Below are 22,641 nucleotides of genomic sequence, written 5' to 3'. Positions count from 1 at the left end.
ATGGCTTGACGCGCGGGCCCGCCGCCGCATTCAGTGGCCGGGCGGCGGGCTGCCGCCGGGCTGCCCGCGCCACAGGTACAGGTCGACCGCCACCAGCAGCAGCAGGGGCACCAGCAGGCTCCACAGGGACCAGCCCGCGTGGGCGAGCGCACCCAGCACCGCCCCGGCGGCGAAGGCGCCGACCGCGGGTGCCATCTTGGCCAGCCGCGCGCGCAGGTCAGCGCGCCGCTCACCCTCGGCAAACGGCAGGTCGACCAGGTCGATGACGATCTGGGTGGTGTTGCCGGTCATGATGGTGGTCGGCCCCAGGCGCGCCAGCACGGTCCGCGACAACGCATTCTGCACACCCATGGCGGCCACGCCGAGCAGGCCGGCGGCGAGCGCGGCCGGCGTGCCGGGATCGTTCGGCACGGCACGCAGGCCCACCAGCATGAAGCCCGCCAGCAGCGCGCACTGCGCGAGCAGCAGGGGCGGCACCGGCGCACGCCCCGAGCGGATCAGGCGGCCCTCGGCCAGGCGCGTGGCGGCCACCGAGACGATGAAGGCCGGCAAGGCCAGCAGCTTGAGCAGCAGGCCATGCGGGTGCCCCGCCACGCCGATGCCGATCATGATGAAGTTGCCGGTCACGTGCGCGGTGAACAGGCCGGACAGCGCGACGAAGCCGACCGCGTCGACATAGCCCGCGACGAAGGCGAACAAGGTGCCGAGCAGCAGGTCGAGGCGGCGCTGCCCGGCCAGCGCATCCGCGGGAACGCCGGCCTTGGCCACGGCGCCGGCAGCGGCCGGGTTCATGACGGCCTCCCCGGCCGGGCCGCGATGCGGAACGAAGGATCATGCATTGTCATCGGGCTCTCCCTGTCGCCGCGGCGCCGGCGCTCCGCGCGCCGCGCGCCGCTAGAAGTTGTGCCGCATGCCGAGCGCGAATACCTGCGGATCGGCCCCCGCCTTCACACCGGCGGGGTTGATGGCGAAATCGTAGACCGCATTGCTGCGGTTGTTGATGCGGCTGTAGTACCCGTAGAGCGCGGTGCGCTTGGACAGCGGGTAGTCGTAGCCCACGGTGAACTGCAACGCACCGGTCCCCGGCCCGCTGCGGAAGAAGCCGATCGTCTCCGTGGCACTGCCGGTGCCGTTGCCGACCCAGCCCACGCCCGCGCGGATACTGCCTGTGCCGACCTGCTGCACCAGCGAGGCGTAGGCGCCGTTGCGCTCGAGATCGCCGCTGGCGGTGCGATAGTGCAGATGTTCGTACAAGGCGCTGAGGCGCGTGGCGGCAAACTGGTAGGACACGCCGAACTTGATCGCGTCGTCGTTGCGGCCAGCGGCCTGGTAGTGCTGGTGGATCTCGTAGGCCAGCGCCACGTTGAGCCCGCCGCGGTTGTAGGCGGCGGCCATCGAGTACAGCGCGGGATTGCGCGGCACGGTCAGCTTCTCCTCCGGCAGGCCGTAGCCGAGGTTGGCGGAGAAGCCGCCCCAGGACGGCGACTGGTACTGCAGGATGTTCTTCTGGCGGCGGTCGAAGGAACTGGTGTTCTGCACGTTGTCGGTGGTCGCCGCGGCACCGTTGCCGAGCAGGGCCATGTAGCCGGCCGTGGTCGGGTAATAGGGATCGTAGGTCTTGGTCGACGCGGTGTAGGGCGTGTCCCAGTTGCCCATGAAGACCATGCCGTAGGGACTGTCGAGGCCGAGGCGCGTATCGCGCGCAGCGATCTGGCCGGCACCGGTGTCGATCGACAAGGTGCTCTCGATCTGCCACACCGCCTTGAGCCCGTAGCCCAGCGCCTCCTCGCCGCGCAGCCCGAAGACGGAGCGGTAGTTGGACAGCCGCGCCGCGTCGCCGAGCTTGCTGCCGTCGCTGGCGGTGCTGGCACTGACGTATTCCAGTGCCGTGTTCAGGCGCCCGTAGATGACCACCGCGGACTGCGCATGCGCCGACGGCAAGGCGGCCAGCAACGACAGTCCGAGCGGCACCAGCGACACGCTGCGGCAGATGGCGGCGGCGCCTTGCCGCGCGCGCCGGCGCGGATGGGGCCAAGATCGCGTGGACAGCGGCTCCTGCATGCGGCCTTCCTCCTCTGGCTCGATCGCCGCGGCGGCTGGCAGCGATGCCGGCCATGCCGGCACCGGCCGGCTCACGCCGCCGCGTGGGTCTGGAAAGCCCGCAGCGTACGCCGGCTGCCCGCGTGGCGATATCAAACTTCAGTGTGAGTTGCCTGCCCGCTACACATGTGCGCGCCCCGGTGAGCGCAGGCACACCCCGCGCAGGCGCTAGAAGACCCGGCCGAGCTGAAGGTACAGGTTCCACACACCGTTGGGCGCGCCCGCCACGCCGAAGTAGAGCGGGCCGATCGCACTGTTGCCACCGATAAACAGGCTGCCGCTGCTCTTGAACGGACCATTACCGAAATTGCGCCGGCGCAGCCAGACATCCCCCACCTCCAGGCTGGCGCCGACCACGGTGGTGCGGAAGCCCGGCAGGATGAATTCGTGCAGGTCGTTCAGGTAGGTCGCGCGGCCGTACAGCAGGTAGTTGCCGGCGAACTGGTCGGTGGCATAGGCTGCCAGGTGCTGGAAACCGCCCAGCGTGAAGCCCAGGCCTCCGCTGAAGCTGGAGTTCGAGCGGTGATCGCCGTAGGTCATGCCGGCCTCGGCCGCCAGGTTCAGCGTATGGCGCCCCACGCTGGCCGCCCACAGCGCCTTGGCGTAGGCCTCGTCGAAGCGGTTGTCGGTGCCGCCCAGCGCCATTTCGTTGGTGGCCAGCAGGTAGTAGCCCTTGCGCGGGAACTGCGGATCGTCGAGCTGGTCGATGGTCAGCTGCGCGCGCACCGTAGGCTGGCTGACGCGGCCGCTGGGGAACAGCCTGCCACTGCTGCTGGTCACGTTATAAGAGGGCGAATACTGCACCTGCTGGTAGTTCAGGCCGGCGCGGAATTCGCCCAGGCGGCCGATCGGCACGCCGAAGTCGATCCCCGCCAGGGCGGTGTCGACACGGTAAGCGGTCAGCGGGGTGGCGCGGCGGTCGGAGGCGTTGTCAGGATAGACATCGATGTGCTTGCGGCTGTACTCGGCATAGGGGGCGATGTAGAAACCGAAGCGGTCGAACACCGGCTGGCGCAGTTCGGTGTGCCAGCTGGCCTGGTTGCTGCCCAGCACCAGGTCGTTGCGCCATTCGAGGCCGCCCGGCGTCAGCCACGGGTAGCGGTGGCCGATCTGCAGGTTGAAAGCGCCCTGCCCGTTGAAACTGTTCGACAGGCCGAAGCCGAACAGCAGGAATTGCGGCCCCCAGGACTTCTCGTGCGCGTCCACCTTGAGCACATTGCGCGCCGTGCCGTCCGGCCCCGGCTGGGTGACCAGTTCCTGCGTCACGCTCTCGAAATCACCCGTGGTCGACAACTGGGCCAGTTCGCGGTTGAGCGCCACCGCGTCATAACGATCGCCCTCGCGCACGTTCAGGTATTCGCGCACATAGCTGGCGGGAATGTGGCCGTGCGTGTTGATGTCGATGCCATCGATGCGCGCCAGCGGCGACAATTCGGGCGCGCCGTGGCGCGTGTCCAGATAGGCCTGCCAGGCTTCGGGCGCCAGCGCCAGCGCCGCCAGGCGCTGGCTGGCTCCCTGCGTCGCCAGCCAGCCGGCCTGGACGCCGTCGTTGGCACGCGAGAAGTCCGTGAAGGACAGGTCGCCCAGCTGGGGTTCCAGCAGCACGTCGCTGCCATGCAGCAAGCCCTTCTGCGTGGCGACGTTCTGGTTCATCAGGATGGTCACCATCTGCTGGGTGACGTCGGCCGGCGAGTTCAGGCTGGCCGGGTCCTCCAGCGGCGAACCCACGTTGACGGCGATCACCACGTCGGCGCCCATGTCGCGCGCGAGCTGCACCGGCAGGTTGCTGACCAGCCCGCCGTCGACCAGCGTGCGCCCGCCGACCTGGATCGGCGCGAACAGGCCCGGCACCGCCACGCTGGCGCGGATGGCGGTCGGCAGCGAGCCGTGGTCGAACACCACCGGCTGGCCGCTGCCGAGATCGGTGGCCACGGTGCGGAACGGCACCGGCAGCTTGTCGAAATCCACCTCCGCGGGCAGTTGCGCGGTCCAGTTCTGCAGCAGCGCGAACAGGCGGTTGCCTTGCACCAGGCCGGTCGGCAGCTTGAACTTCTTGTCGCCGAAACCGAGCGAGATGCCGATCGGATAGGCGAAATTGTCCTCACGCAGTTTCTGCGGCAGTTGCGCGCGCTCATTGCGGTCGAAGGCGATATCGCTCAGGTCGGTGTGCGACAGGCGCTGCTCCAGTTCGCCGGCGGACAGGCCGCTGGCGTAGAGACCGCCGACCACCGCACCCATGCTGGTGCCGGCGATGCAGTCCACCGGCACGTGCAGCGCCTCCAGCGCCTTCAGCACACCAATATGCGCATAGCCGCGCGCACCGCCGCCGGACAAGGCCAGGCAGATGCGCGGACGCTTGCCGGGCGCGCTGTGGGCGGCATCGGCCAGCCCCTGCAGGGCTGGCGCCGCAGCGCCCGAGCCACCACGCGCCGGCGCAGAAGCGTCGCTGGAGGCACTCGCCAGCGTGGCGGCACGGGCGACAGGCAGCAGCATCGGCAAGGCGAGCGCGGCCAGCAGGAGCAGCCAGACGCCGAGCGGCGCAAGGCGGCTGGCGGCGGCACGATGGGCTGTGCGGATCATGGCGAGGGGGCGGATGAAGTCGGGCAGGGCCGCGTGGCGCGCCGGCCTGTTCGCGGCGCGCGCCATTCAGCGCGACAAAACCTCTCACAATAGGCGAATCGCCGCCCCTTGAGAAGCATGGCGCGGGGCCGGGCCGGGTCCGCAGACCAAGCACTGCGGCGATTGCGGCACCGCGCCGTCGGCGGGCCTCCGACGTGTGTACACGATACAACACTTGCGCGCTGCCCATCCGGCCGCGCGATGCTCCGCCATGGCGTGTGCGGCCACCGCCCGAACCTGCCACCTCAGGCCGGCACCTCAGTCCGGCATCTCAAGCCACCGCCTCAGGCCGGCGCCGGCCAGCTGCCGGTCGCCGCCAGCGCCGGCGACCAGTCCTGGAAGTCCCAGCGCAGCGGCAACACGCCCGGCCGCCGCAGCACCCGCTCCACATGGATGCGCACCAGCCGCTCGGCGCCCGCGAAGCCGGCCAGCTCCGGCCCGTCCCAGATCACCTCGGCGCTTCCGCCCACGTGCAGCAGCGTGCCGTCCTCGAAATCGGGCACCAGCAGCCCGGCCTGGGGCCGGGCCAGCAGGTTGCCGATGGTATTGAAGTAGGCGTTGCCATTGAAATCGGGAAACGTCACGGTGCCGTCGCCGTCCACGCGCAGGAAGCCGGGCTTGCCGCCGCGGTGCGACACGTCGGCGCCGCCGGTAGCCGGCTCCCCTGCCGCGCGGTGGTACGTGGCGATGAAGGCCGTGTCGGCCCGCCGCAGCAGATCCTGCGCGGCCTCGTCGAGCCGCCCGCCGCGCCAGGCCGGCAACGGTGCCGGCGCCACCGTGCGCACCGCGCGCAACTGGATGTAGCGCGGGCAGTTGCCGAAGCTCTGGCTGACCGCGACCTGCAGGCCGTCCGGCCCGATGGCCTCGATCCGCCCGTTGACCCGGTTGCGCCGGCGCGACTGCAGCTCGATGCCGAGCATGCCGACGTCGCTGCCGGCCTGCAGCGCGCCGTCGAGCGGATCGGCCGGCAGCAGCCCGGCGCCGATATTCAGGTGATACGGATCCGGCGCCTGCACGAAGCCGGGCACCCCGGCCAGCATGGTCGCCCACGGCTGCCCTTCGGCGTCGAGCGCGCCGAGCAGCAGGCACGGCAGCTGGGCGAAGAACTCGCGGTGCTGCACGGGCATGTGCGCCCGCACGGCGCGCCGCCCGGCCGCCTCGCTCCACGCCCGCTTGCCCGCGCGCTCCTGCGCGGCCTGCTCGCCAGCGTGGAACGGCGAGGCGGCGAGGGGCCAGCCGCGCAGGTCGCCGCCGGCGGCGGCATCCGGCTTGGTGTCCATGATGATCTCCCTTAGCTCCCTTAGCTCCCTTAGCTCCCTTAGCTCCCTTAGCTCCCTTAGCTCCCTTAGGCAGATGAGGCGGCAGCGCCAGGCGCGCAAGCGGCCAGGTGGTTAGGCGGCCAGGCCCGCCGGCGTCGCGGGCATCGGCACGAAGCCCGGCAAGGCCTCGACCGCCGCCAGCCAGGCACGCAACGCCGGATAGGGAGCGAGCGAGATATTGCCCTCCTCGGCACGCGCGATGTAACTGTAGGCCGCCACGTCGGCCAGCGTCGGCGCGTCTCCCGCCAGGAAGCGCTGCCCTGCCAGCAGGGGCTCCATCAAGGCGAACAGGCCGCGGGCCCGCGCGATGGCGTCATCGAGCGGCCGCGGCACGCCGAACAGCACCGCCAGCCGCGCCGCCGCCGGCCCGAAGGCAATCTCGCCGGCGGCCACCGACAGCCAGCGCTGCACCGCCGCGGCGCCGGCCGGGTCGCGCGGCAGCCAGCGGCCGTCGTCGTAGCGCAAGGCGAGGTAGACCAGGATGGCGTTGGAATCGCTGACGATGGTGCCGTTGTCGTCCAGCACCGGAACCTGGCCGAAGGGATTGAGCTTGAGGAAGAGCGGGCGCTTGTGCTCGCCGCCGCGCAGGTCCACCGGCACCAGCCGGTAGGGCAGGCCGAGCAGCGACAGGAACAGCTGCGCGCGGTGCGCGTGCCCCGACAGCGGCATGTGATACAGCACGAGCGGATTGGCGGGGGATGCGGCAAGGGTCATCTCGGGTCTCCGGGGAAACGGCTTGCGCCGAACGGTTGCCTGCATTCTGGCCCGCGCGCTGATTGCAATAAATGGGGCGGTCCGTATTTGACTACTCCACGAATCGGAGTAATGTGGCGGCCATGGACAAGCTACGCGCCATGCAGGCCTTCGTTCGCATCGTCGAGGAAGGCAGCCTCACTGCCGCCGCCACCGCCCTCGGCAGTTCGCTGCCGGCCGTGGTGCGCACCCTCGCCGCGCTGGAGGCCGAACTCAATGTGCGGCTGCTCAACCGCACCACGCGCCGGCTCTCGCTGACCGACGAGGGCCGCGGCTACCTGGCCGGCTGCCGGCGCATCCTGGCCGCCGTCGACGAGGTCGAGGCCGGGCTGAGCGCGCGCCACGTCGAGCCCGCCGGGCAACTGACCATCACCGCGCCGGTCCTGTTCGGCCAGATGTACGTGGCACCGGCGGTGACGGGCTTCGCGGCGCGTTATCCGGCGGTGAGCTGCCGCATGGAATTCACCGACCGCGTGGTGAACCTGCTGGAGGAGAACATCGACGTCGGCATCCGCATCGGCCCGCTGGCGGACTCCACGCTGGTGGCGCAGGCGGTCGGCCGGATCCGGCGCGTGGTGGTGGCGACCCCGGCCTTCCTGCGCCGGCACGGCGTGCCGGCGCACCCGCGCGAGCTGGCGCAGCACAACTGCGTGCGCTTCATCGGCAATGCGGCGCACTGGTGGACCTTCCAGGAGGACGGCGAGTCCTTCCACGTCCCCGTGAGCGGCAATCTCGAATTCAACCAGACCGCGCCGGCGGTGGCGGCCTGCGCCGCCGGCGCGGGCTTCGGCAACTTCCTCTCCTACCAGGTGGCGCCGCTGGTGGCGGCGCGCCAGCTGCGCATCGTGCTGCAATCGTTCGAGCAAACGCCCTGGCCCCTGTCGCTGATCTATCCGCACGCGCGGCTGCTGCCGGCGCGCAGCCGGGCCTTCCTCGAGTGGATGAAGGCCGACCTGGGGCCGCGCTTCCGCTAGCGTCGCAGCAGAATCCGCCGCCGCCGCCGCACCAGGCGCTTACTCGAGCACGATGCCGGCGCTGCGGATCACCTCGCGCCACTTGTTCACCTCGGCATCGATGAAGCCGGCGAACGCCGCGCTCGAGCCCGGCTCGGGCTGCAGGCCCAGCGCCACCAGCCGGTCGCGCGTGCCGGCGTCGGCCAGCACCGCGCTGGCATCGCGATTGAGCTGCTGCACGATGGCCGCCGGCGTGCCGGCCGGCGCCAGCAGGCCGAACCAGCCGTAGCCCACCACGCCGGGGTAGCCCTGCTCGGCGAAGGTCGGCGCCTGCGGGCAGACCGGCGTGCGCTGCTCCGACGCCACGGCCAGCACGCGCAGCTTGCCGGCCTTGACGAAGGGCAACGCCGACGTGATGGCCGTCAGCGTGGCATCGACGCGGCCGGCCAGCAGCTCGGTGTAGGCGGTGGCGTCGCCGCGGAAATGCACGTTGACGTCGCGGAAACGCCCTTGCGCGGCGAACAGTTCGGCAGCCAGGTGCGGCCCCGAGCCCGCGCCGGGCGAAGCGAAGGTCGCGCCCTCGCGCTGCGCGCGCGCCAGGCGCACGAAGTCCGCCACGTTGCGCGCCGGCGAATCGGCCCGCACGATCAGGAACAACGGCCCCAGCACGCGCGGCCCGATGGCGGCGAAGTCCTTGCGGATGTCATAGGGCTGCGGCAGGCCGGCGGCGGTATTGATGGCGAACGGTGCCGCCGCCCACAGCAGCGTGTAGCCATCCGGCTTGGCATGGGCGACCTGCTCGTTGGCCAGGCGCGTGCCTGCGCCCGGCTTGTTCTCCACCACGAACTGCTGGCCGTAGCGGCGGCTCAGCGCCTCGGCCAGCAGGCGTGCCGAGGTATCGTTGGAGCCGCCGGGCCCATAGGGCGACAGCAGCCGCACCGCGCGGGAGGGATAGTCCTGCGCGCGTGCCGGTGGCACGCCCCCGGCCAGCAGCAAGGCCAGCGCCGGCACGCGCGCCAGCAGGTCGCGCCGCGTCAGGCGCGCGCTCATTGCCCCACCTCCACGCGGCGCAGGGGCGGATAGGCGAAGCGGTTGTCGAGGTGGGCCGCGGCGGGAATGTACAGCCGCAGCACCACGTAGAACGGACCGGTCGGGGCCGGCAGCCAGTTGCCACGGCATGCCGGGTCCGCCGGCGGCACGGCCGACAGGTGCAGGCGCAGGCCGCCATCGGCCTCGTGGCGCAGGCCAGGCGAGCGGTCGCCCAGCGAGTAGCGTTGCAGCGGGTTCTCCACCAGCATGCAATCGCGCTTGTCATACAGGGTCAGCGACCAGAAGGCGCCCACCTGCGGCAGCCCGCCGGCGGGAAAGTCCAGCACGTAGGCCTGGCGGCCATCGAGCGGCACGCCGTCACCGTCGCGCTCGGCGATCACGTACATCGCCTCCTCGATGCCGAGCGCGCCGATATAGTTCCTCGCCACCTGGGCCCGCTGCAGAGTCTGCGCGCCGAAGGTGGCACGGATCGCCACCGGCAGGCTCCAGCCGCCGCCCAGGGCGGCTTCGGCCGGCACGTCCAGTTCCGCCAGCACGGCCTGCAGCGCGGCCGCCAGTTCCGCCAGCTGCGCTTCGCCCAGCGCGCCCGCCTCGCAGCCGGCACCGATGCCGACCTGCGCGAAGCGCGCCACCAGCGGCGCCTCCTGCGCGTCGGGCGGATAGTCGCGCAGCGCGCGGTTGACCACCTCGGCAAAGCGGCGCGCCTCGCCGGGACGCTCGTCCGGGCGCATCGCCACATCGAAGGCGAAGGCCGCCGGCTGCCCGTCGGCACGGCTCAGCCGGATGCCGTCCTGGAAGGCATGCACGGCGGGCAGGTCCGCCTCGCCCTCGGCCAGCAGGCGGCCGATCATCCAGACCGCATCGGTCGGGCAGGCGATGGCGCGCGCGCCGTCCGGCACCCTGCCCTGCCAGCCCGGCGCATGCAGCAGGAAGCGGCCCGGCCCCGCGCCGGTGGTACGCGTGCCGATGTAGCCGAAGGGATTGGTATAGAAATCCAGCAGGCCCAGCACGTAGTAGAGCCCCAGGCTGTCCGGCACCTCCAGCAGCAGCGGCCCGCGCGACAGGTCCAGCCAGGCATTGGTGTACAGGGTGTCGTTGTTCGGCGTCACCACCTGGCGATGGCGCGGCCCCAGCAGCTCGCGCGTGTGGGTGATCTGGTTGACCCAGCGCAGCGTCGACGCCGGGCCGTCGCCGGCGAAGCGGCCCGCCGCATCGCGGCGCGGGCAGGTCGCCGCGCGCATGCGCGCCATTTCGTAGAGCGGCAGGGTGTGCAGCACCGCCTCGCGCGCCAGCGCCTGCTGCGCAGAGAGCGAACCGGAGTGGGGTGCGTGCGGGTCATGGGGGGGCGGATGGGAGGTCATCGTCGGTCTCCGGATTCAGTCGAGGCGCACCACCGCGGGAATGGCGTACTGGCCGGCCATGAAGGCCGGCGACGGATGGTAGAGGCGCAGGATCAGGTAGAAGCGGCCGGCCGGCGCCGGCAGCCAGTTCGCCTCCGCCTCGGGACGGCCATGCCCGATCGGGATCACCAGGCTGCCGTCGGGCTCGAAGCGCAGCCCGGGCGTGCGGTCGCCGACCGCATAGCGGCCGATCTCGTTGGCGGCGAAGTAGCGATCCTCGCCGTACAGCGACACCGACCAGAAGGCCTGCGCCGGCGGCAGCTGCCCCGGCGCGAAGCGCAGCGCGTAGCGGTGGCGGCCGTCGAGCGGCTCGCCGTCGGCGTCGAAATCGGCCATGGCGTAGACCGCCTCGTCGGCGCGCAGCGCGCCCAGGCCCTTCATCGCCGTGGTGGCCCGCAGCAGCCAGTCGTCGCCCTCGTCGCCGAAGCGGCCGAGCTGGAGGCTGTAGCCCCAGCTCTTGCGCTGCTGGCTGCGCGTATGGGCCTCGATCAGCGCCATGCCCTGGCGGTAGGCGCCGGCCAGTCCGGCACGCACCGCCGGACGCAGCGCAGCGACCTCGGGAGCATCCTCCAGGCGCACGCCGACCTTGCGCAGCAGCGTCAGCAGGCCCTGGTCGCGCGGCGCCGGCGGAAAATCGCGCAGGCCGTTGAACAGGTTCTGGAAGAAGTCCATGGCCTCGTCGCCGGTCTCGCTCCAGGCTTCGATGCTGGGCGGGCGGCGCCGGCCCGGCGCGGCGGCGATGGCGAAGCCACGCTCGAAGGCCAGCGCGCGCGGCAGGTCGGCCTCGCCCTGCACCAGCACACGGCCCAGCAGCCAGACCAGCGGCGTGGGGCAGTTCACCACATGCGCGCCGCCGGCCTGCCGGCCGGGCCCGGCCAGCACGACCTCGCCGCCCTCCGGCGGGATGTTGCGCGGGCCCAGGTTGGCGAAATTGTGCGTGTAGGCGTCCAGCAGCTCGATCACGTAGTAGCGCTCGCGCTCGGGCAGCGGCGGGATGCGCAGCGTGACCGGCCCGTCGGCCAGGTGGATCCAGCCGCAGAAGTACAACAGGTCGTTGGCCGGCGTGACGATGTCGCGGTCCTCGTGGGTCCACTGCCGCTCGCTGGCGGACAGCACGTTGACCGGCGCGCGGCCGTAGCCGGTGGCCTCGCGCGCCGAGGTCTGCAGCCGGCAGGTGCGCAGGCTCTCCACCAGCGGGTAGCCGTACAGCACCAGCGGCAGCGCGGCGGCGGCGGCCAGCGCCTCCTGCGGGCTGGCGGCGGAAAGGATGGGGGCATTCATGCGGGAGTCTCCTCGTCTGTCTTCGTTGTCCTGCTTGTGCTGCTTGTGCTGCTTGTGCTGCTTGTGCTGCTTGCCTGGCGCGGCCTGCGCTGCCGTGGCGCGCCTCACTCGAAGGCGGCACCGCTGGACTTGACCAGGGCCGCCCAGGCCTGCGCGTCGTCGCGCATCTGGGCCGCGAAGGCCGCGCGCGTCACCGGCGTGTAGCGCATGCCGAAGGCGGCGATCTGCGCCTGCACGCCATCGTCCTGCATGGCCGCGCGCGTGGCCTGCTCCAGCTTGTCGACGATGGCTGCCGGCGTGCGCGCCGGCACGAACAGCGCGAACCAGCTATCGAGCCGGAACGGCACGCCGGCCTCGGTGAAGGTGGGCACGTCGGGCAGCGCCGGCGAGCGCTGCGAGCCGCTGACGGCCAGCGCGCGCACCTTGCCGGCCCGGATCAGCGGCAGCGTGCCGGTCAGGTCCGACATCGCCAGCGGCAAGGTGCCGCCGATCACGTCGGTCAGCATGGGGCTCACGCCCTTGTAGGGGATGTGGCGCAGGTGGATGCCGGCCGCGGTGTTGACGGCCTCGCCGGCCAGGTGGCCGCCCGAGCCCTGGCCCCACGAGCCGAAGGCGATGTCGGCGCCCGGGCGCCGCGCCATCGCCACCAGGCCCGGCAGGTCGTGCGCCGCGAAGCCCGGATTGGCTACCAGCACGTTGCCACCGTAGGCCAGCCGTGCGACCGGGGCAAAGTCGCGCAGCGGCGCATAGGGCAGGCGCGGGAACACCGAGGGAGCGATCGCGTGCGTGGCCGAGATGCCGAGCAGCAGCGTGTAGCCGTCGGGCGCGGCGCGCGCCACCTGCGCCGAACCGATGGTGCCGGTGGCGCCGGCCACGTTCTCCACCACCACGGTCTGCTTGAGCTCGGCGCCCAGGCGCACCGCCACCAGGCGCCCGAGCACGTCGGTGCCGCCCCCCGGCGGGAACGGCACCACCAGGCGGATCGGCTTGTCCGGGTAGCCGCCCGCGCGCGCGGGCCCGCTGGACGCGAGCAGTACGCAGGCACTGCCCACGCCGCCCACGCCGCCCAGGCCGGCCAGGCCGGCCACGCCGACCGCTCCTGCCATGCCTGCCGCGCCCAGACTGCCCCGCATGCGGGCGAGCGCGCCCCGCAGCGTCCATGCTGCCGATCGTTCCATCGTTGTCTCCAGTTGTCTTGGGTCCACGGAATCCCTGAAATCGGTCGGTGCGTGCGGTGTCCTTCACCGCCCATGTCAAGAATTCAGTGGACCAGGATCGGCGTCCGTCTGGCGCGGACGCTCGCGAGCCGTGCCTCTCAGGCCGGTGGCCGCAGCGTGATCACGGCGTCGGCCGCGCACAAGCCGTCGGCGCCGATGATGAAAGGATTGATCTCCAGCGTATCGAGCCGCTCGCCCAGCGCCACCGCGCAGCGCGAGACGCGCACCAGCACCTCGGCGATCGCGTCGAGGTCGAGCGGCGCATGGCCGCGGTGGCTCTCGCACAGGGCTGCAGCGCGGCTGCGTGCCAGCATGTCGCGCGCGCGTGCCGGCGACAGCGGCGCCAGGCCGAAGGCGGTCTGCCGCAGCACCTCCACCGCGGTGCCGCCGATGCCGGCCAGCGCCACCGGCCCGAACACCGGATCGCGCCGCACCCCCACCATCAACTCGCCCCGGCCCCGCACCATGCGCGCCACCAGCACGCCTTCGAAACGCGGCGGCCGGCCGCTGGCATCGCGGCAGCGTGCCAACGCCGCCCGCACCTGCGCGAAAGCGGCACGCACCCCGTCCGCGTCGGCCACGCCTAGCACCACGCCGCCCACATCGCTCTTGTGCAGCACTTCGCGCGAGCACAGCTTGACCGCCACCGGGAAGCCGATCTGCGCGGCGATGGCCGCGGCCTCGTCCGCATCGTCGGCCAGCCCGTGCGCGGCGACCGGCACCCCCGCCGCCGACAGCAGGCGCAGCGCCTCGAACTCGGACAGTGCCGCGGCGTCGTCCGGCAGCGCCGGCAATGCCGGCAACGAGGTGGCCTCCGGCATCGCGCCGTGCCCGCCCGCCTCGAGCGCCTCGAACGCGGCGGCGCGCGCCAGCGTCACCACCGCCTCGACGGCATGCGCGGGCTCGCGGAACACCAGGCAGCCGCGCGCTTCCAGCCAGGCGCGCTTGTCGTCGTCGACCAGCCCGCTCAGCAGCAGCGGCGAGCCGCCACGCGCCTGCAGCGCTGCCACGCTCTGCTGCAGTCCGCTCCACAGGCGCGGCGAGTTGAGGCCTCCGGCCAGGAAGGCCGCCACGCAGCCGTAGGCCGGGCTGTCCGCGACGGCCTCGAGCGCGCCCAGCAGCACGGCCGGCTGCGCCATGATCTGGCCCGTCACGTCGATCGGGTTGGCGGTGCTCGCGAAGGGAATCGCCTCACGCAACGCCCGCGCGGCTTCCGGCGGCATCGGCGGCAGCGGCACGCCGAGGCGTTCGGCACTGTCGGCCATCATGATGCCGACCCCGCCCGACACGGTGACGATGGCGAGCGGCGCCACCGCGCCGGCCGCCAGTCCCGCGGGGCTCGACCAGCGCGCCGGGCGGCGCCCGCGCGACAGCACATAGCCGAGGCGGAAGAACGCTTCCAGCGTGTCGGCGCGATGCACGTTGTATTCGTCGAAGACCGCCTGGTAGACCGCGTCTTCGCCGGTCAGGCTGGCCGTGTGCGACTGCGCCGAGCGTGCCCCGGCCGCGGTGACGCCCACCTTGGCCACCACCACCGGCTTGCCGGCCGCGCGCGCCGCCGCCAGTGCGCCGCGCAGGCGCGCGCCGTCGCGGCAGCCCTCCATGTAGACCAGGATCACGCGCGTGGCGTCATCGCGCGCCAGCCAGGCGATCACGTCGGCCAGCTGCAGGCCGGCCTCATTGCCGGTGGTCACCCAATGGCTCAGGCCGAGGCCGGCCTCGCGCGCCAGCGCAAAGGCGTAGGCGCCGAAGGCACCGCTCTGGCTGACCAGCGCGACATCGCCGACCGGCGGCACGCCCGCCAGCGGCACCGGGGAAAAGGTCGCGAACACACGTTCCCGGAGGTTCATCGCGCCCAGGCAATTGGGGCCGAGCAGCAGCACGCCGTGGGCTTGCGCGGCGCGGGCCAGCGCCTGCTGCAGGCGCGCGCCCCGCGCATCCTGCGCACCCTGTGCATCATCGTCCGCCCCGCCGGTCTCGGCAAAGCCGGAGGTGAAGTACACCGCGGCGCGCACGCCGGCCTGGCCGAGCTGCGCCATCACGTCAAGCGCGGCCGCCGCCGGCACCGCCACGATGGCCAGGTCGACCGGCACGCCGATGGCGGCCAGCGAAGGATAGGCGCGCAAGCCCTGAATCTCGCCCGCATCGCGGTGCACCGGGTAGATCCGGCCCGGGTAGCCGAGCTCGCGCAGCAGCCGGATCGGCATGCCGCCCACCTTGTCGGGCTGCGTCGAGGCGCCGATCACGGCGATGGAACGGGGCTGCAGCAGGGCATCGAGATCGTGCATCGGCAAAGGTCTCCTCGTCTTGGGCGGCGGCGCCGTCCGTTTTTCGTTGTCCGCGCCGGCCGCACGGCGCGCGGCTGCCTCGGCGGCGCTAGCGCTGCAGGCCCGCGGCCGCCTCCACCGCGCGCACCATCTCCATCAGCATCGGCGCGATGCGCCGCTCCAGCGTGCCGCGGCGCAGTTGCGAGCCCGCCAGCGCGCAGTTGAACAGCAGCGGGCGGTTCAGGTAGACGATGCGCGAATAGACGCCGGCGCCATGCACCCCGCTGCCGGCATCGCCTTCGTTGATGGCGAAGCCGCGTTTCGGGTAATGGGCCACGTTGTGGCAGACGCGGTCGTAGCAGGCCTCGTATTCCTCGGGCCGCTCCGCCTTGGCCGAGGCCATCAGCTTGCCGAACTCCTGCTTGGACAGCGTGCACAGGAAGGCGCGCCCCATGGCCGTGCGCATCACCGAGCGCACTGCGCCCACGCCGGGCTTGGCCGGCGTGCCCTCGTTGTGGGTGCAGGACAGCAGGTAAGTGACATCCAGCCGGTGCGCCACGCCCATCGACACCGCGCCCTCGACGCGGTCGGCCAGCGCCTGCATCAATGGGCGCGCCAGGTGGCGCACCTGCAGGCCGGCCAGGTAGGGGTAGCCCAGCGCCAGCACCTGGGCGCTGACGAAGTACTTGTCGAGCTTGGGATCCCAGTCGAGGTAGCCGAGCTCGAACAGCGTGCGGCAGATGCGCGACACGGTGGCGCGCGGCAACTGCAGGCGCTGCGCCAGCTCCCCGTTGCCGAGCGGCTGCGGCTCGTCGATGAAGCAGCGCAGCAAGGCGAAGCCCTTGGCCAGCAGTCCGCCGAAGGACGGGTCCTCGAGGCGGCGCTCGGCGATGAATTGTTCGACCGGCGTATTCATGTCTTGTCTCCTCCGACCAGTTTGGGTCGTCCGGCTCCGCAGTGTCAAAGTCCGGAATTCATTTCCAGATATTGGAAATTAGTCTAGTCGCTTGACGTGGAACGCGTTGAACCATATGGTTCGAAAACCGAACGAAGATTCGAATTTCTGGAGACAGCTTCATGCACACCTCACCCGCGCGCAGCGCGTCAGGCGGGTCCGCCTTCCCGACCGTTGCCACGCCGACCATCCTGCAGCCGCCGCGCCAGCGGCGCGCCCGCGAGACCGAACAGGCCCTGCTGAGCGCCGGCCGCGACCTGCTGGCCCAGCGCGATTTCGCCGCCGTCTCGGTGGCGCAGATCGCCGCCGCCTGCGAAGTCTCGGTAGGTGCCTTCTATGGCCGCTTCCGCGACAAGATGGCCTTCTTCGAGGCCCTGCGCGCCCTGGTCATGGAGGAAACCGCCGCTTCGGTAGCGCGCTACCTGAGCCAGGAACGCTGGATCGAGGTCTCCACCCGCGAGATGGTGGACAAGACCATGCGCTTCCTGGTGCGCGGCGTGCAGGCCAACCGCGGCGTGATCCGCGCTTCGCTCAAGCATGCCTCCACCCGCCCGGAAGAATGGTTGCCGCACCGCGAGAGCGGCGAGGACGTGGTCTGCCGCATGGTGGAACTGCTGGTACCCCGCCTGCCCTACGCCGCGGACCAGGCAGAGCTGCGCGTGCGTTTCGCCCTGCAGGCCGTCTTCAGCGTGCTGGTCAATGCCGTGATCAACGATCCCGGCCCGCTCCAGCTCGACGACGAGCGCCTGCCCGCCGAACTGAGCGGCATGGTGACGCGCTATCTCGACCTGCCCGCCTGAGGCAAGGCCCGCGCCTGCCGTAGCCCGCGCGAGGGACGGCGCCGCCCCTCGCGCAGGCAGCGACAATGCAGGCGGGAAATGACCGCTATGAATCCTGCGCGGCTTGCTTTGGCGCGCTGCGGCATCACGCCTACAATGGCCCCGCATCCCGCGCGGCCGTCCGCCACGGCACGGCCCCGGCACCCTTTCCACCCAATCGATTGCGGGCGCCTCGCCGCGCCCTTGCGGACATGGCTACGCTTTTCCTGGTGCGACATGGTCAGGCCTCCTTCGGCGCGGCCAACTACGACTGCCTCTCGGCCACCGGCCGGCAACAAGCCCGCTGGCTGGGCGAATACTTCCGCACGCGCGGCCTCGCCTTCAGCCGCGTCTTCGCCGGCACCCTGGTGCGCCAGCAGGACACCGCCAGCGAGATCCTGGCCGGCCTGGGCGGCCCCGGCGCCACGGTGCAGACCCACGCCGGGCTGGACGAATACGATGGCGAGGCGCTGTACCGCAGCTACACCGGCGGCGGCGACCATCGCGCCCACCAGAACGGCGACTACAACGACTACTGGCGCACCTTCCGCGCCGCCTACCAGGCCTGGACCGAAGACAAGCTGAACGACATGCCGGAGTCCTGGGCCGACTTCGGCCGCCGCATCCGCGCCGGGCTGCAACAGTCCCTGGAAGGCGCCACGCGCGACGACAACATCCTCGTGGTCAGCTCCGGCGGCGCCATCGGCCGCGCCACCGCCGACCTGCTCGGCGCGCCCGCGCAGACCGCCATCGAACTGAACCTGCAGTTCCGCAATACGGCCTTCTGCGAGATCATCGCCGGCCGCTCGGCCCAGCGCCTGCTCAGCTTCAACAACCTGCCCCACCTCGACCAGCCCGAGCGGCGCGAGGCCATCACCTTCGCCTGACGGCGCGGTGCGGCGGCCGGGCAAGGCAACGCGCCATGCCAGCGCCCGCCCTCACCCCCGGCCCCTCTCCCGCAAGCGGGAGAGGGGAGCGAACCAGGGAGCACGCCAGCGAGCCACGGCGCCCCGCACCGTCAAAGAAAAAGGGACCGGTCACCCGGCCCCTCTCGTTGCGCGCGACGCCGTTTCAGCCCCGCAGCCTCACAGCCGCTCGACGATGGTCACGTTGGCCATGCCGCCGCCCTCGCACATGGTCTGCAGGCCGTAGCGCTTGCCGCGCTGGTGCAGCGCGTGCACCAGCGTGGTCATCAGCTTGGCGCCCGAGCCGCCCAGCGGATGGCCCAGGGCGATCGCGCCGCCGTTGACGTTGAGCCGGTCCGGATCGGCGCCGGTGGTCTTGAGCCAGGCCAGCGGCACCGGGGCGAAGGCCTCGTTGACCTCGAACAGGTCGATCTCGTCGATCTTCATGCCGGCGCGCTTGAGCGCGTGCAGCGTGGCCGGCACCGGCGCCTCCAGCATGATGACCGGGTCGTGGCCCAGCATGGTCATGTGATGCACGCGCGCCAGTGGCTTGACGCCCAGCTTCTTCAGGCCCGCTTCGTTGACCACCATCAGGCCGGCCGCGCCGTCGCAGATCTGGCTGGCGGTGGCGGCGGTGACGCGCCCGCCTTCGGCGATCAGCTTGACGCTGCCGATCGACTCCAGCGTCGCATCGAAGCGGATGCCCTCGTCCACGGTATGCAGCTCGCCGTTGGTGCTGCCGTCGGGCAGGCGCACGGCCACCGGCACGATCTCCGCGGCGAACACACCGGCCTGGGTGGCGGCGATGGCGCGCTGGTGGCTCTGCAGCGCATAGCGGTCCAGGTCCGCGCGCTGCAGCTCATACTTGCGCGCCATCATCTCGGCGCCGGTGAACTGGCTGAACTTCACGCCGGGATAGCGCTGCTGCATGTTGGGGCTCATCGAGCTGCCGAAGCCGTTCTGCGCCGGCAGCGTCGACGGCAGCCCCATCGGCACGCGCGTCATGCTCTCCACGCCGGCGGCGATGACGATGTCCATGGTGCCCGACATCACCGCCTGCGCGGCGAAGTGCAGGGCCTGCTGGGAGGAGCCGCACTGGCGGTCCACCGAAGTGCCGGGCACGCTCTCCGGCAGGCGCGAGGCCAGCACCGCATTGCGCGCGATATTGCCCGACTGCTCGCCGGCCTGGCCGACGCAGCCCATGATCACGTCCTCGATCAAGGCCGGGTCGGCGCCGGTGCGCTCGACCAGCGCGTCCAGCACCTGCGCCGCCAGGTCGGCCGGATGCCAGCCGGACAGCTTGCCGCCCTTGCGTCCTCCCGCGGTGCGCACCGCGGCAACGATGTATGCCTCTGCCATGTGATCTCCTTTGTCCCCAGTTGTCGTGGTCGTGGCGCCGCCGCATGGCGGCGCCGGGCGGACGCGGCCGGGCACTGCGCGGCCCGCCGTCCGATGCCTCGATTCTGCGGCGCCCGCCGCGCGCGTGGCGTCGTCGGAAGCGACGATTGCGCGGCTAGGTGCATGGGCAGGTGCACGGGCAGGTGCCTGCCGGGGTGTGCGCCTAGGTGCGCGGCTGCAGCACGGAAAAGATCGCCGTCGCGCGCAGCAGGCAGCGCTCGCCGGCCAGCAGCCGGCAGCTGCCGAAGCGCAGCCGGTTGCCGAGCTTGTCGAAGCTCACGTGCGCCTCGACCCAGTCGCCGACCCGCGCCGAGTCGAAGAAGTCCAGGCTCAGGTTGGCCGTCACCGCGGTGGGACGCTTGCTGCCTGTCTCCAGCGACATCATCATGCCGATCGCGGTGTCGGCCAGCGTGGCCAGCATGCCCCCGTGCGGAATGCCGAGCGGGTTCAGGTGCTGCGGCCCGATGCGGATGCCGACCGCGCGCCTGGCCGGATGCACGTAGAGCTGGCCGAAGTTGGCCAGGAAACCGCTGGTGCCGCGCAAGGCGACGAAGCCTTCCGGCGGATCGTCCGCCGGCGCCCCGTCGGCCGCTACGGCGGCCAGCGCGCGGCCGTCGGTGCTATCGCCGCCCATCTCAGGCGGCGAAGTACTGCGAGGCCGCGCCGAGGCGTTCGCGGCACTCCGCGACCATGCGCTCGATCAGCTCGGCGCAGGTCGGCACGTCTTCGATCAGGCCCACGCACTGTCCGGCGCTGACGATGCCGTCGTGTACGTTGCCGGCCTGCAGCGCGGCCTTGCCGCGCGCGCCCGCCACCAGGTGGCGCACTTCCTCGAACTGGGCGCCGCCGGGACGGCGCTCGATCGCCACCACCTCTTCCGAGATGGCGTTCTTCAGCACGCGTGCGGTGTTGTGCAGGGTGCGGAAGATCAGCTTGGTGTCACGCTCGCTTGAGTCGACCAGGGCCTGCTTGATGTGGTCGTGGATGGGCGCCTCGCGCGTGGCGCAGAAGCGCGTGCCCATGTTCACGCCCTCGGCGCCCAGCACCAGGGCGGCAGCCATGCCGCGCCCGTCGGCGATGCCGCCCGAGGCGATCACCGGGATGCCCAGCCGCCGGGCCGCCAGCGGGATCAGCACCAGGCCCGGCACATCGTCCTCGCCGGGATGGCCGGCGCACTCGAAGCCGTCGATCGACACAGCGTCGACGCCCAGGCGCTCGGCCGACAGCGCGTGGCGCACCGCCACGCACTTGTGGATGACCTTGATGCCGGCCGCCTTGGCGCGCGCGATATGCTCCTTGGGATTGTTGCCGGCGGTCTCCAGCACCTTGATGCCGCTGTCGATGATGACGTCGAGGTAGCGCGCGTACGGCGGCGGGTTGATCGACGGCAGCAGCGTCAGGTTGACGCCGAAGGGCTGGTCGGTCATCTCGCGGCAGCGGCGGATCTCGTCGGCCAGCGCCTCCGGCGTCGGCTGGGTCAGTGCGGTCAGGACGCCGAGGCCGCCGGCATTGGAGACGGCCGCGGCCATCTCGGCGTAGCCGACCCATTGCATGCCGCCCTGGATGATCGGATAGCGGATGCCCAGCAGCTCGGTGATGCGCGTTTTCATGGAATTCCTTGATGAAACGAGTTGAATACGGAAGCGAAGCGTCCGGTGCGGCGGGTGCCGCCGGCGGACCGGCCCACCCGCGCGGGCACGCGCGGGTCGTCGTCTTGCGTGGGCCTATAGTGGGCCTGTACGGCTGCCAGTCTAGCCGCGCACCGCCCGGCGGGCTTCGTCGGAAGCGACGATTACAAGCGGCGCGTGCCGCACTAGGCTGTCGAGCATCGGCCACCGCCGTGCCGCCCGCCGCGGCCGGCCCCTCCGTCACCTCAACCCTGCCCCTCGCGCGAGACCGCCATGCAAGACGCCAGCCCCCCGAACTTCGAAACCCTGCAGTATGCCGTCGAGGACGGCATCGCCACCCTCACGCTGAACCGCCCGGACCGGCTCAATGCCTTCACGCCGCAGATGATGCACGAGCTGATCGCCGCGTTCGACGCCACCGATGCCGACGACGCGGTGCGCGCGGTCATCGTCACCGGTGCCGGGCGCGCCTTCTGTGCCGGCGCGGACCTCGCCGCCGGCGGCTCCACCTTCGATTTCGAGAAGCGCTATGGCGCCACGCCGGCCAATACCGCGCACCGCGACGGCGGCGGCCGCGTCTCGCTGCGCATCTTCCGCAGCCTCAAGCCGGTGATCAGCGCGGTCAACGGCGCCGCGGTCGGCGTGGGCGTGACCATGCAACTGCCGATGGACATCCGCCTGGCCTCGACCGAAGCCAAGTTCGGCTTCGTGTTCGCGCGCCGAGGCATCACTCCCGAAGCCGCCTCCTCCTGGTTCCTGTCGCGCGTGGTCGGCATCTCCACCGCGCTGGAGTGGTGCTACACCGGGCGGGTCTTCAGCGCGCAGGAAGCGCTGGAGCGCGGCCTGGTGCGCTCGCTGCATGCGCCCGAAGACCTGCTGCCGGCCGCGCGCGCGCTCGCACGCGAGATCGCCGACAACGCCGCGCCGGTCTCGGTGGCCATCTCGCGCCAGCTGATCTGGCGCATGGCGGGCGCCAGCCACCCGATGGAAGCGCACAAGCTGGACAGCCGCGCCATCCAGTCGCGCGGGCGTTCGGCCGACGTCAAGGAAGGCGTGGATGCCTTCCTCGAGAAGCGCCAGGCCGCGTTCCCCGAGCGCGTCTCGCACGACATGCCGGACTTCTTCGACTGGACCGGCGAGCCGCCCTTCGCCTGAGCGCGCCGCCGCGCGCAGAAGACCGGCGGGCGGAAGGCAGGCCCGCCGCCAAGCAAGAACGAAGGAGAACTGGCCATGCGTGTCAGCGAAGCGGTGGACAGCCGCAAATCGGTGCGGGACTTCCTGCCCACCCCGGTCGATCCCGCCCTGATCCGGCGCGTGCTCGACAGCGCCGCCCGCGCGCCCTCGGGCGGCAACCTCCAGCCCTGGCACGTCCACGTGGTGGGCGGCGAGTCGCTCGACCGGCTCAAGGGCCTCATGCGCGAGCGCGTGGCGGCAGCGCCGGGCGGCGAACGGCGCGAGTACGACATCTACCCGCCCGAGCTGGTTTCGCCCTACCGCGAGCGCCGCTTCGAGGTGGGCGAGGACATGTACCGCTGCCTCGGCATCGCGCGCGAGGACAAGCGCGGCCGGCTGGCGCAGTTCGGCCGCAACTTCGAGTTCTTCGGCGCGCCGCTGGCGCTGTTCTGCAGCGTGGACCGCCGCATGGGGCCGCCGCAATGGTCCGACCTGGGCATGTACCTGCAGACCGTGATGCTGCTGTTGCGCGAGGCGGGCCTGCACAGCTGCGCGCAGGAATGCTGGGCGATCTATCCGGAGACCCTCGCCGGCTTCCTCGCACTGCCGCCGGAGCGCATGCTGTTCACCGGTATGTCGATCGGCTACGAGAACGAAGCCGCGCCGGTCAACCGCCTGCGCGCCGCGCGCGCGCCGCTGCAGGAGTTCGCCGAGTTCCTCGGCATCTGAGCGGCGCGGGCCGCAAAAGGCAAAGGGCGGAACCGTTGCCGGTTCCGCCCCTGCCCTGCCCGCCAGCCCGGTGCGG

Annotated in this window: 19 protein-coding genes; 5 read left to right on the top strand and 14 right to left on the bottom strand. The window is 71.7% G+C overall.

Translation table 11 applies throughout. The features are described 5' to 3' along the window. Nucleotides 1-30: 30 nt before the first annotated feature. From BKK79_RS28780 to BKK79_RS28760, 5 genes are all read right to left on the bottom strand, one after another. Nucleotides 31-792 carry a YoaK family protein gene (locus BKK79_RS28780; protein WP_071039520.1) on the bottom strand — a complete coding sequence of 254 codons (762 nt, stop codon included), beginning with the start codon at nucleotides 790-792 and terminating at the stop codon, nucleotides 31-33. A gap of 102 nt (nucleotides 793-894) precedes the next feature. Further along, the gene (locus BKK79_RS28775) at nucleotides 895-2,061 is read right to left on the bottom strand and encodes a porin (protein WP_083384697.1); all 1,167 of its coding nucleotides are present in this window, start codon (nucleotides 2,059-2,061) and stop codon (nucleotides 895-897) included. Nucleotides 2,062-2,268: 207 nt separating this feature from the next. Continuing rightward, the gene (locus BKK79_RS28770) at nucleotides 2,269-4,593 is read right to left on the bottom strand and encodes a patatin-like phospholipase family protein (protein WP_071040422.1); all 2,325 of its coding nucleotides are present in this window, start codon (nucleotides 4,591-4,593) and stop codon (nucleotides 2,269-2,271) included. Between the two features lie 410 nt (nucleotides 4,594-5,003). Beyond that, entirely contained in the window at nucleotides 5,004-5,999 is a 996-nt protein-coding gene (locus BKK79_RS28765) for a pyridoxamine 5'-phosphate oxidase family protein (RefSeq protein WP_071021777.1), read from the bottom strand. Between the two features lie 111 nt (nucleotides 6,000-6,110). Further along, nucleotides 6,111-6,752 carry a glutathione S-transferase family protein gene (locus tag BKK79_RS28760; protein WP_071039519.1) on the bottom strand — a complete coding sequence of 214 codons (642 nt, stop codon included), beginning with the start codon at nucleotides 6,750-6,752 and terminating at the stop codon, nucleotides 6,111-6,113. Nucleotides 6,753-6,874: 122 nt separating this feature from the next. Between BKK79_RS28760 and BKK79_RS28755 the strand changes: the two genes are divergently transcribed. After that, a complete protein-coding gene (locus tag BKK79_RS28755) occupies nucleotides 6,875-7,765 on the top strand; it encodes a LysR family transcriptional regulator (protein ID WP_071039518.1) in 891 nt (296 codons plus the stop codon). 39 nt (nucleotides 7,766-7,804) lie between these two features. Here BKK79_RS28755 and BKK79_RS28750 read toward each other — a convergent pair whose 3' ends face one another. From BKK79_RS28750 to BKK79_RS28725, 6 genes are all read right to left on the bottom strand, one after another. Next, complete coding sequence (locus BKK79_RS28750; RefSeq protein WP_071039517.1) at nucleotides 7,805-8,794, bottom strand: Bug family tripartite tricarboxylate transporter substrate binding protein; 990 nt, start codon at nucleotides 8,792-8,794, stop codon at nucleotides 7,805-7,807. Beyond that, the gene (locus BKK79_RS28745; protein ID WP_084085287.1) at nucleotides 8,791-10,155 is read right to left on the bottom strand and encodes a DUF1254 domain-containing protein; all 1,365 of its coding nucleotides are present in this window, start codon (nucleotides 10,153-10,155) and stop codon (nucleotides 8,791-8,793) included. The genes BKK79_RS28750 and BKK79_RS28745 overlap by 4 nt, the downstream gene beginning before the upstream one ends. 15 nt (nucleotides 10,156-10,170) lie before the next feature. Then, on the bottom strand, nucleotides 10,171-11,475 hold the full coding sequence (locus tag BKK79_RS28740; protein ID WP_071039516.1) for a DUF1254 domain-containing protein: 1,305 nt from the start codon (nucleotides 11,473-11,475) through the stop codon (nucleotides 10,171-10,173). Nucleotides 11,476-11,579: 104 nt separating this feature from the next. Continuing rightward, on the bottom strand, nucleotides 11,580-12,653 hold the full coding sequence (locus tag BKK79_RS28735) for a Bug family tripartite tricarboxylate transporter substrate binding protein (protein ID WP_232346341.1): 1,074 nt from the start codon (nucleotides 12,651-12,653) through the stop codon (nucleotides 11,580-11,582). A 137-nt stretch (nucleotides 12,654-12,790) separates the two neighbouring features. Then, complete coding sequence (locus BKK79_RS28730) at nucleotides 12,791-14,980, bottom strand: acetate--CoA ligase family protein (protein WP_071039515.1); 2,190 nt, start codon at nucleotides 14,978-14,980, stop codon at nucleotides 12,791-12,793. 88 nt (nucleotides 14,981-15,068) lie between these two features. Further along, nucleotides 15,069-15,875, bottom strand: a complete 807-nt coding sequence (locus BKK79_RS28725) for an IclR family transcriptional regulator (protein ID WP_071016637.1) — start codon at nucleotides 15,873-15,875, stop codon at nucleotides 15,069-15,071. A gap of 161 nt (nucleotides 15,876-16,036) precedes the next feature. Here BKK79_RS28725 and BKK79_RS28720 point away from each other — a divergent pair, with 161 nt between their 5' ends. Together BKK79_RS28720 and BKK79_RS28715 are read left to right on the top strand one after the other, a co-directional pair. Beyond that, nucleotides 16,037-16,714: a TetR/AcrR family transcriptional regulator gene (locus BKK79_RS28720; RefSeq protein WP_071016639.1), complete on the top strand. Its 678-nt coding sequence runs from the start codon at nucleotides 16,037-16,039 to the stop codon at nucleotides 16,712-16,714. Between the two features lie 230 nt (nucleotides 16,715-16,944). After that, nucleotides 16,945-17,619, top strand: coding sequence for a histidine phosphatase family protein (locus BKK79_RS28715; protein WP_071016642.1), 675 nt, complete (start codon nucleotides 16,945-16,947; stop codon nucleotides 17,617-17,619). A 198-nt stretch (nucleotides 17,620-17,817) separates the two neighbouring features. Here the strand turns inward: BKK79_RS28715 and BKK79_RS28710 are convergent, their stop codons facing one another. The 3 genes from BKK79_RS28710 to BKK79_RS28700 all read right to left on the bottom strand — a co-directional run bounded on the left by BKK79_RS28710 (nucleotide 17,818) and on the right by BKK79_RS28700 (nucleotide 20,672). Continuing rightward, entirely contained in the window at nucleotides 17,818-18,996 is a 1,179-nt protein-coding gene (locus BKK79_RS28710; protein WP_071016644.1) for an acetyl-CoA C-acetyltransferase, read from the bottom strand. A 202-nt stretch (nucleotides 18,997-19,198) separates the two neighbouring features. Then, nucleotides 19,199-19,669: a PaaI family thioesterase gene (locus BKK79_RS28705; RefSeq protein ID WP_071016646.1), complete on the bottom strand. Its 471-nt coding sequence runs from the start codon at nucleotides 19,667-19,669 to the stop codon at nucleotides 19,199-19,201. Nucleotide 19,670: 1 nt separating this feature from the next. After that, nucleotides 19,671-20,672, bottom strand: a complete 1,002-nt coding sequence (locus BKK79_RS28700) for an NAD(P)H-dependent flavin oxidoreductase (protein WP_442873306.1) — start codon at nucleotides 20,670-20,672, stop codon at nucleotides 19,671-19,673. A gap of 264 nt (nucleotides 20,673-20,936) precedes the next feature. On the opposite strand from BKK79_RS28700, the gene BKK79_RS28695 reads away from it, so the two are divergent. Together BKK79_RS28695 and BKK79_RS28690 are read left to right on the top strand one after the other, a co-directional pair. Next, the gene (locus BKK79_RS28695; RefSeq protein WP_071039514.1) at nucleotides 20,937-21,818 is read left to right on the top strand and encodes a crotonase/enoyl-CoA hydratase family protein; all 882 of its coding nucleotides are present in this window, start codon (nucleotides 20,937-20,939) and stop codon (nucleotides 21,816-21,818) included. 75 nt (nucleotides 21,819-21,893) lie between these two features. Next, nucleotides 21,894-22,565, top strand: coding sequence for a nitroreductase family protein (locus tag BKK79_RS28690; RefSeq protein WP_071016652.1), 672 nt, complete (start codon nucleotides 21,894-21,896; stop codon nucleotides 22,563-22,565). The last annotated feature ends 76 nt before the right edge of the window (nucleotides 22,566-22,641 follow it).

Origin of the sequence: Cupriavidus sp. USMAA2-4, assembly GCF_001854305.1 — a bacterium.
GTDB classification, from domain to species: Bacteria; Pseudomonadota; Gammaproteobacteria; order Burkholderiales; family Burkholderiaceae; genus Cupriavidus; species Cupriavidus malaysiensis.
This window is presented reverse-complemented; position numbering and strand designations above follow the sequence as displayed.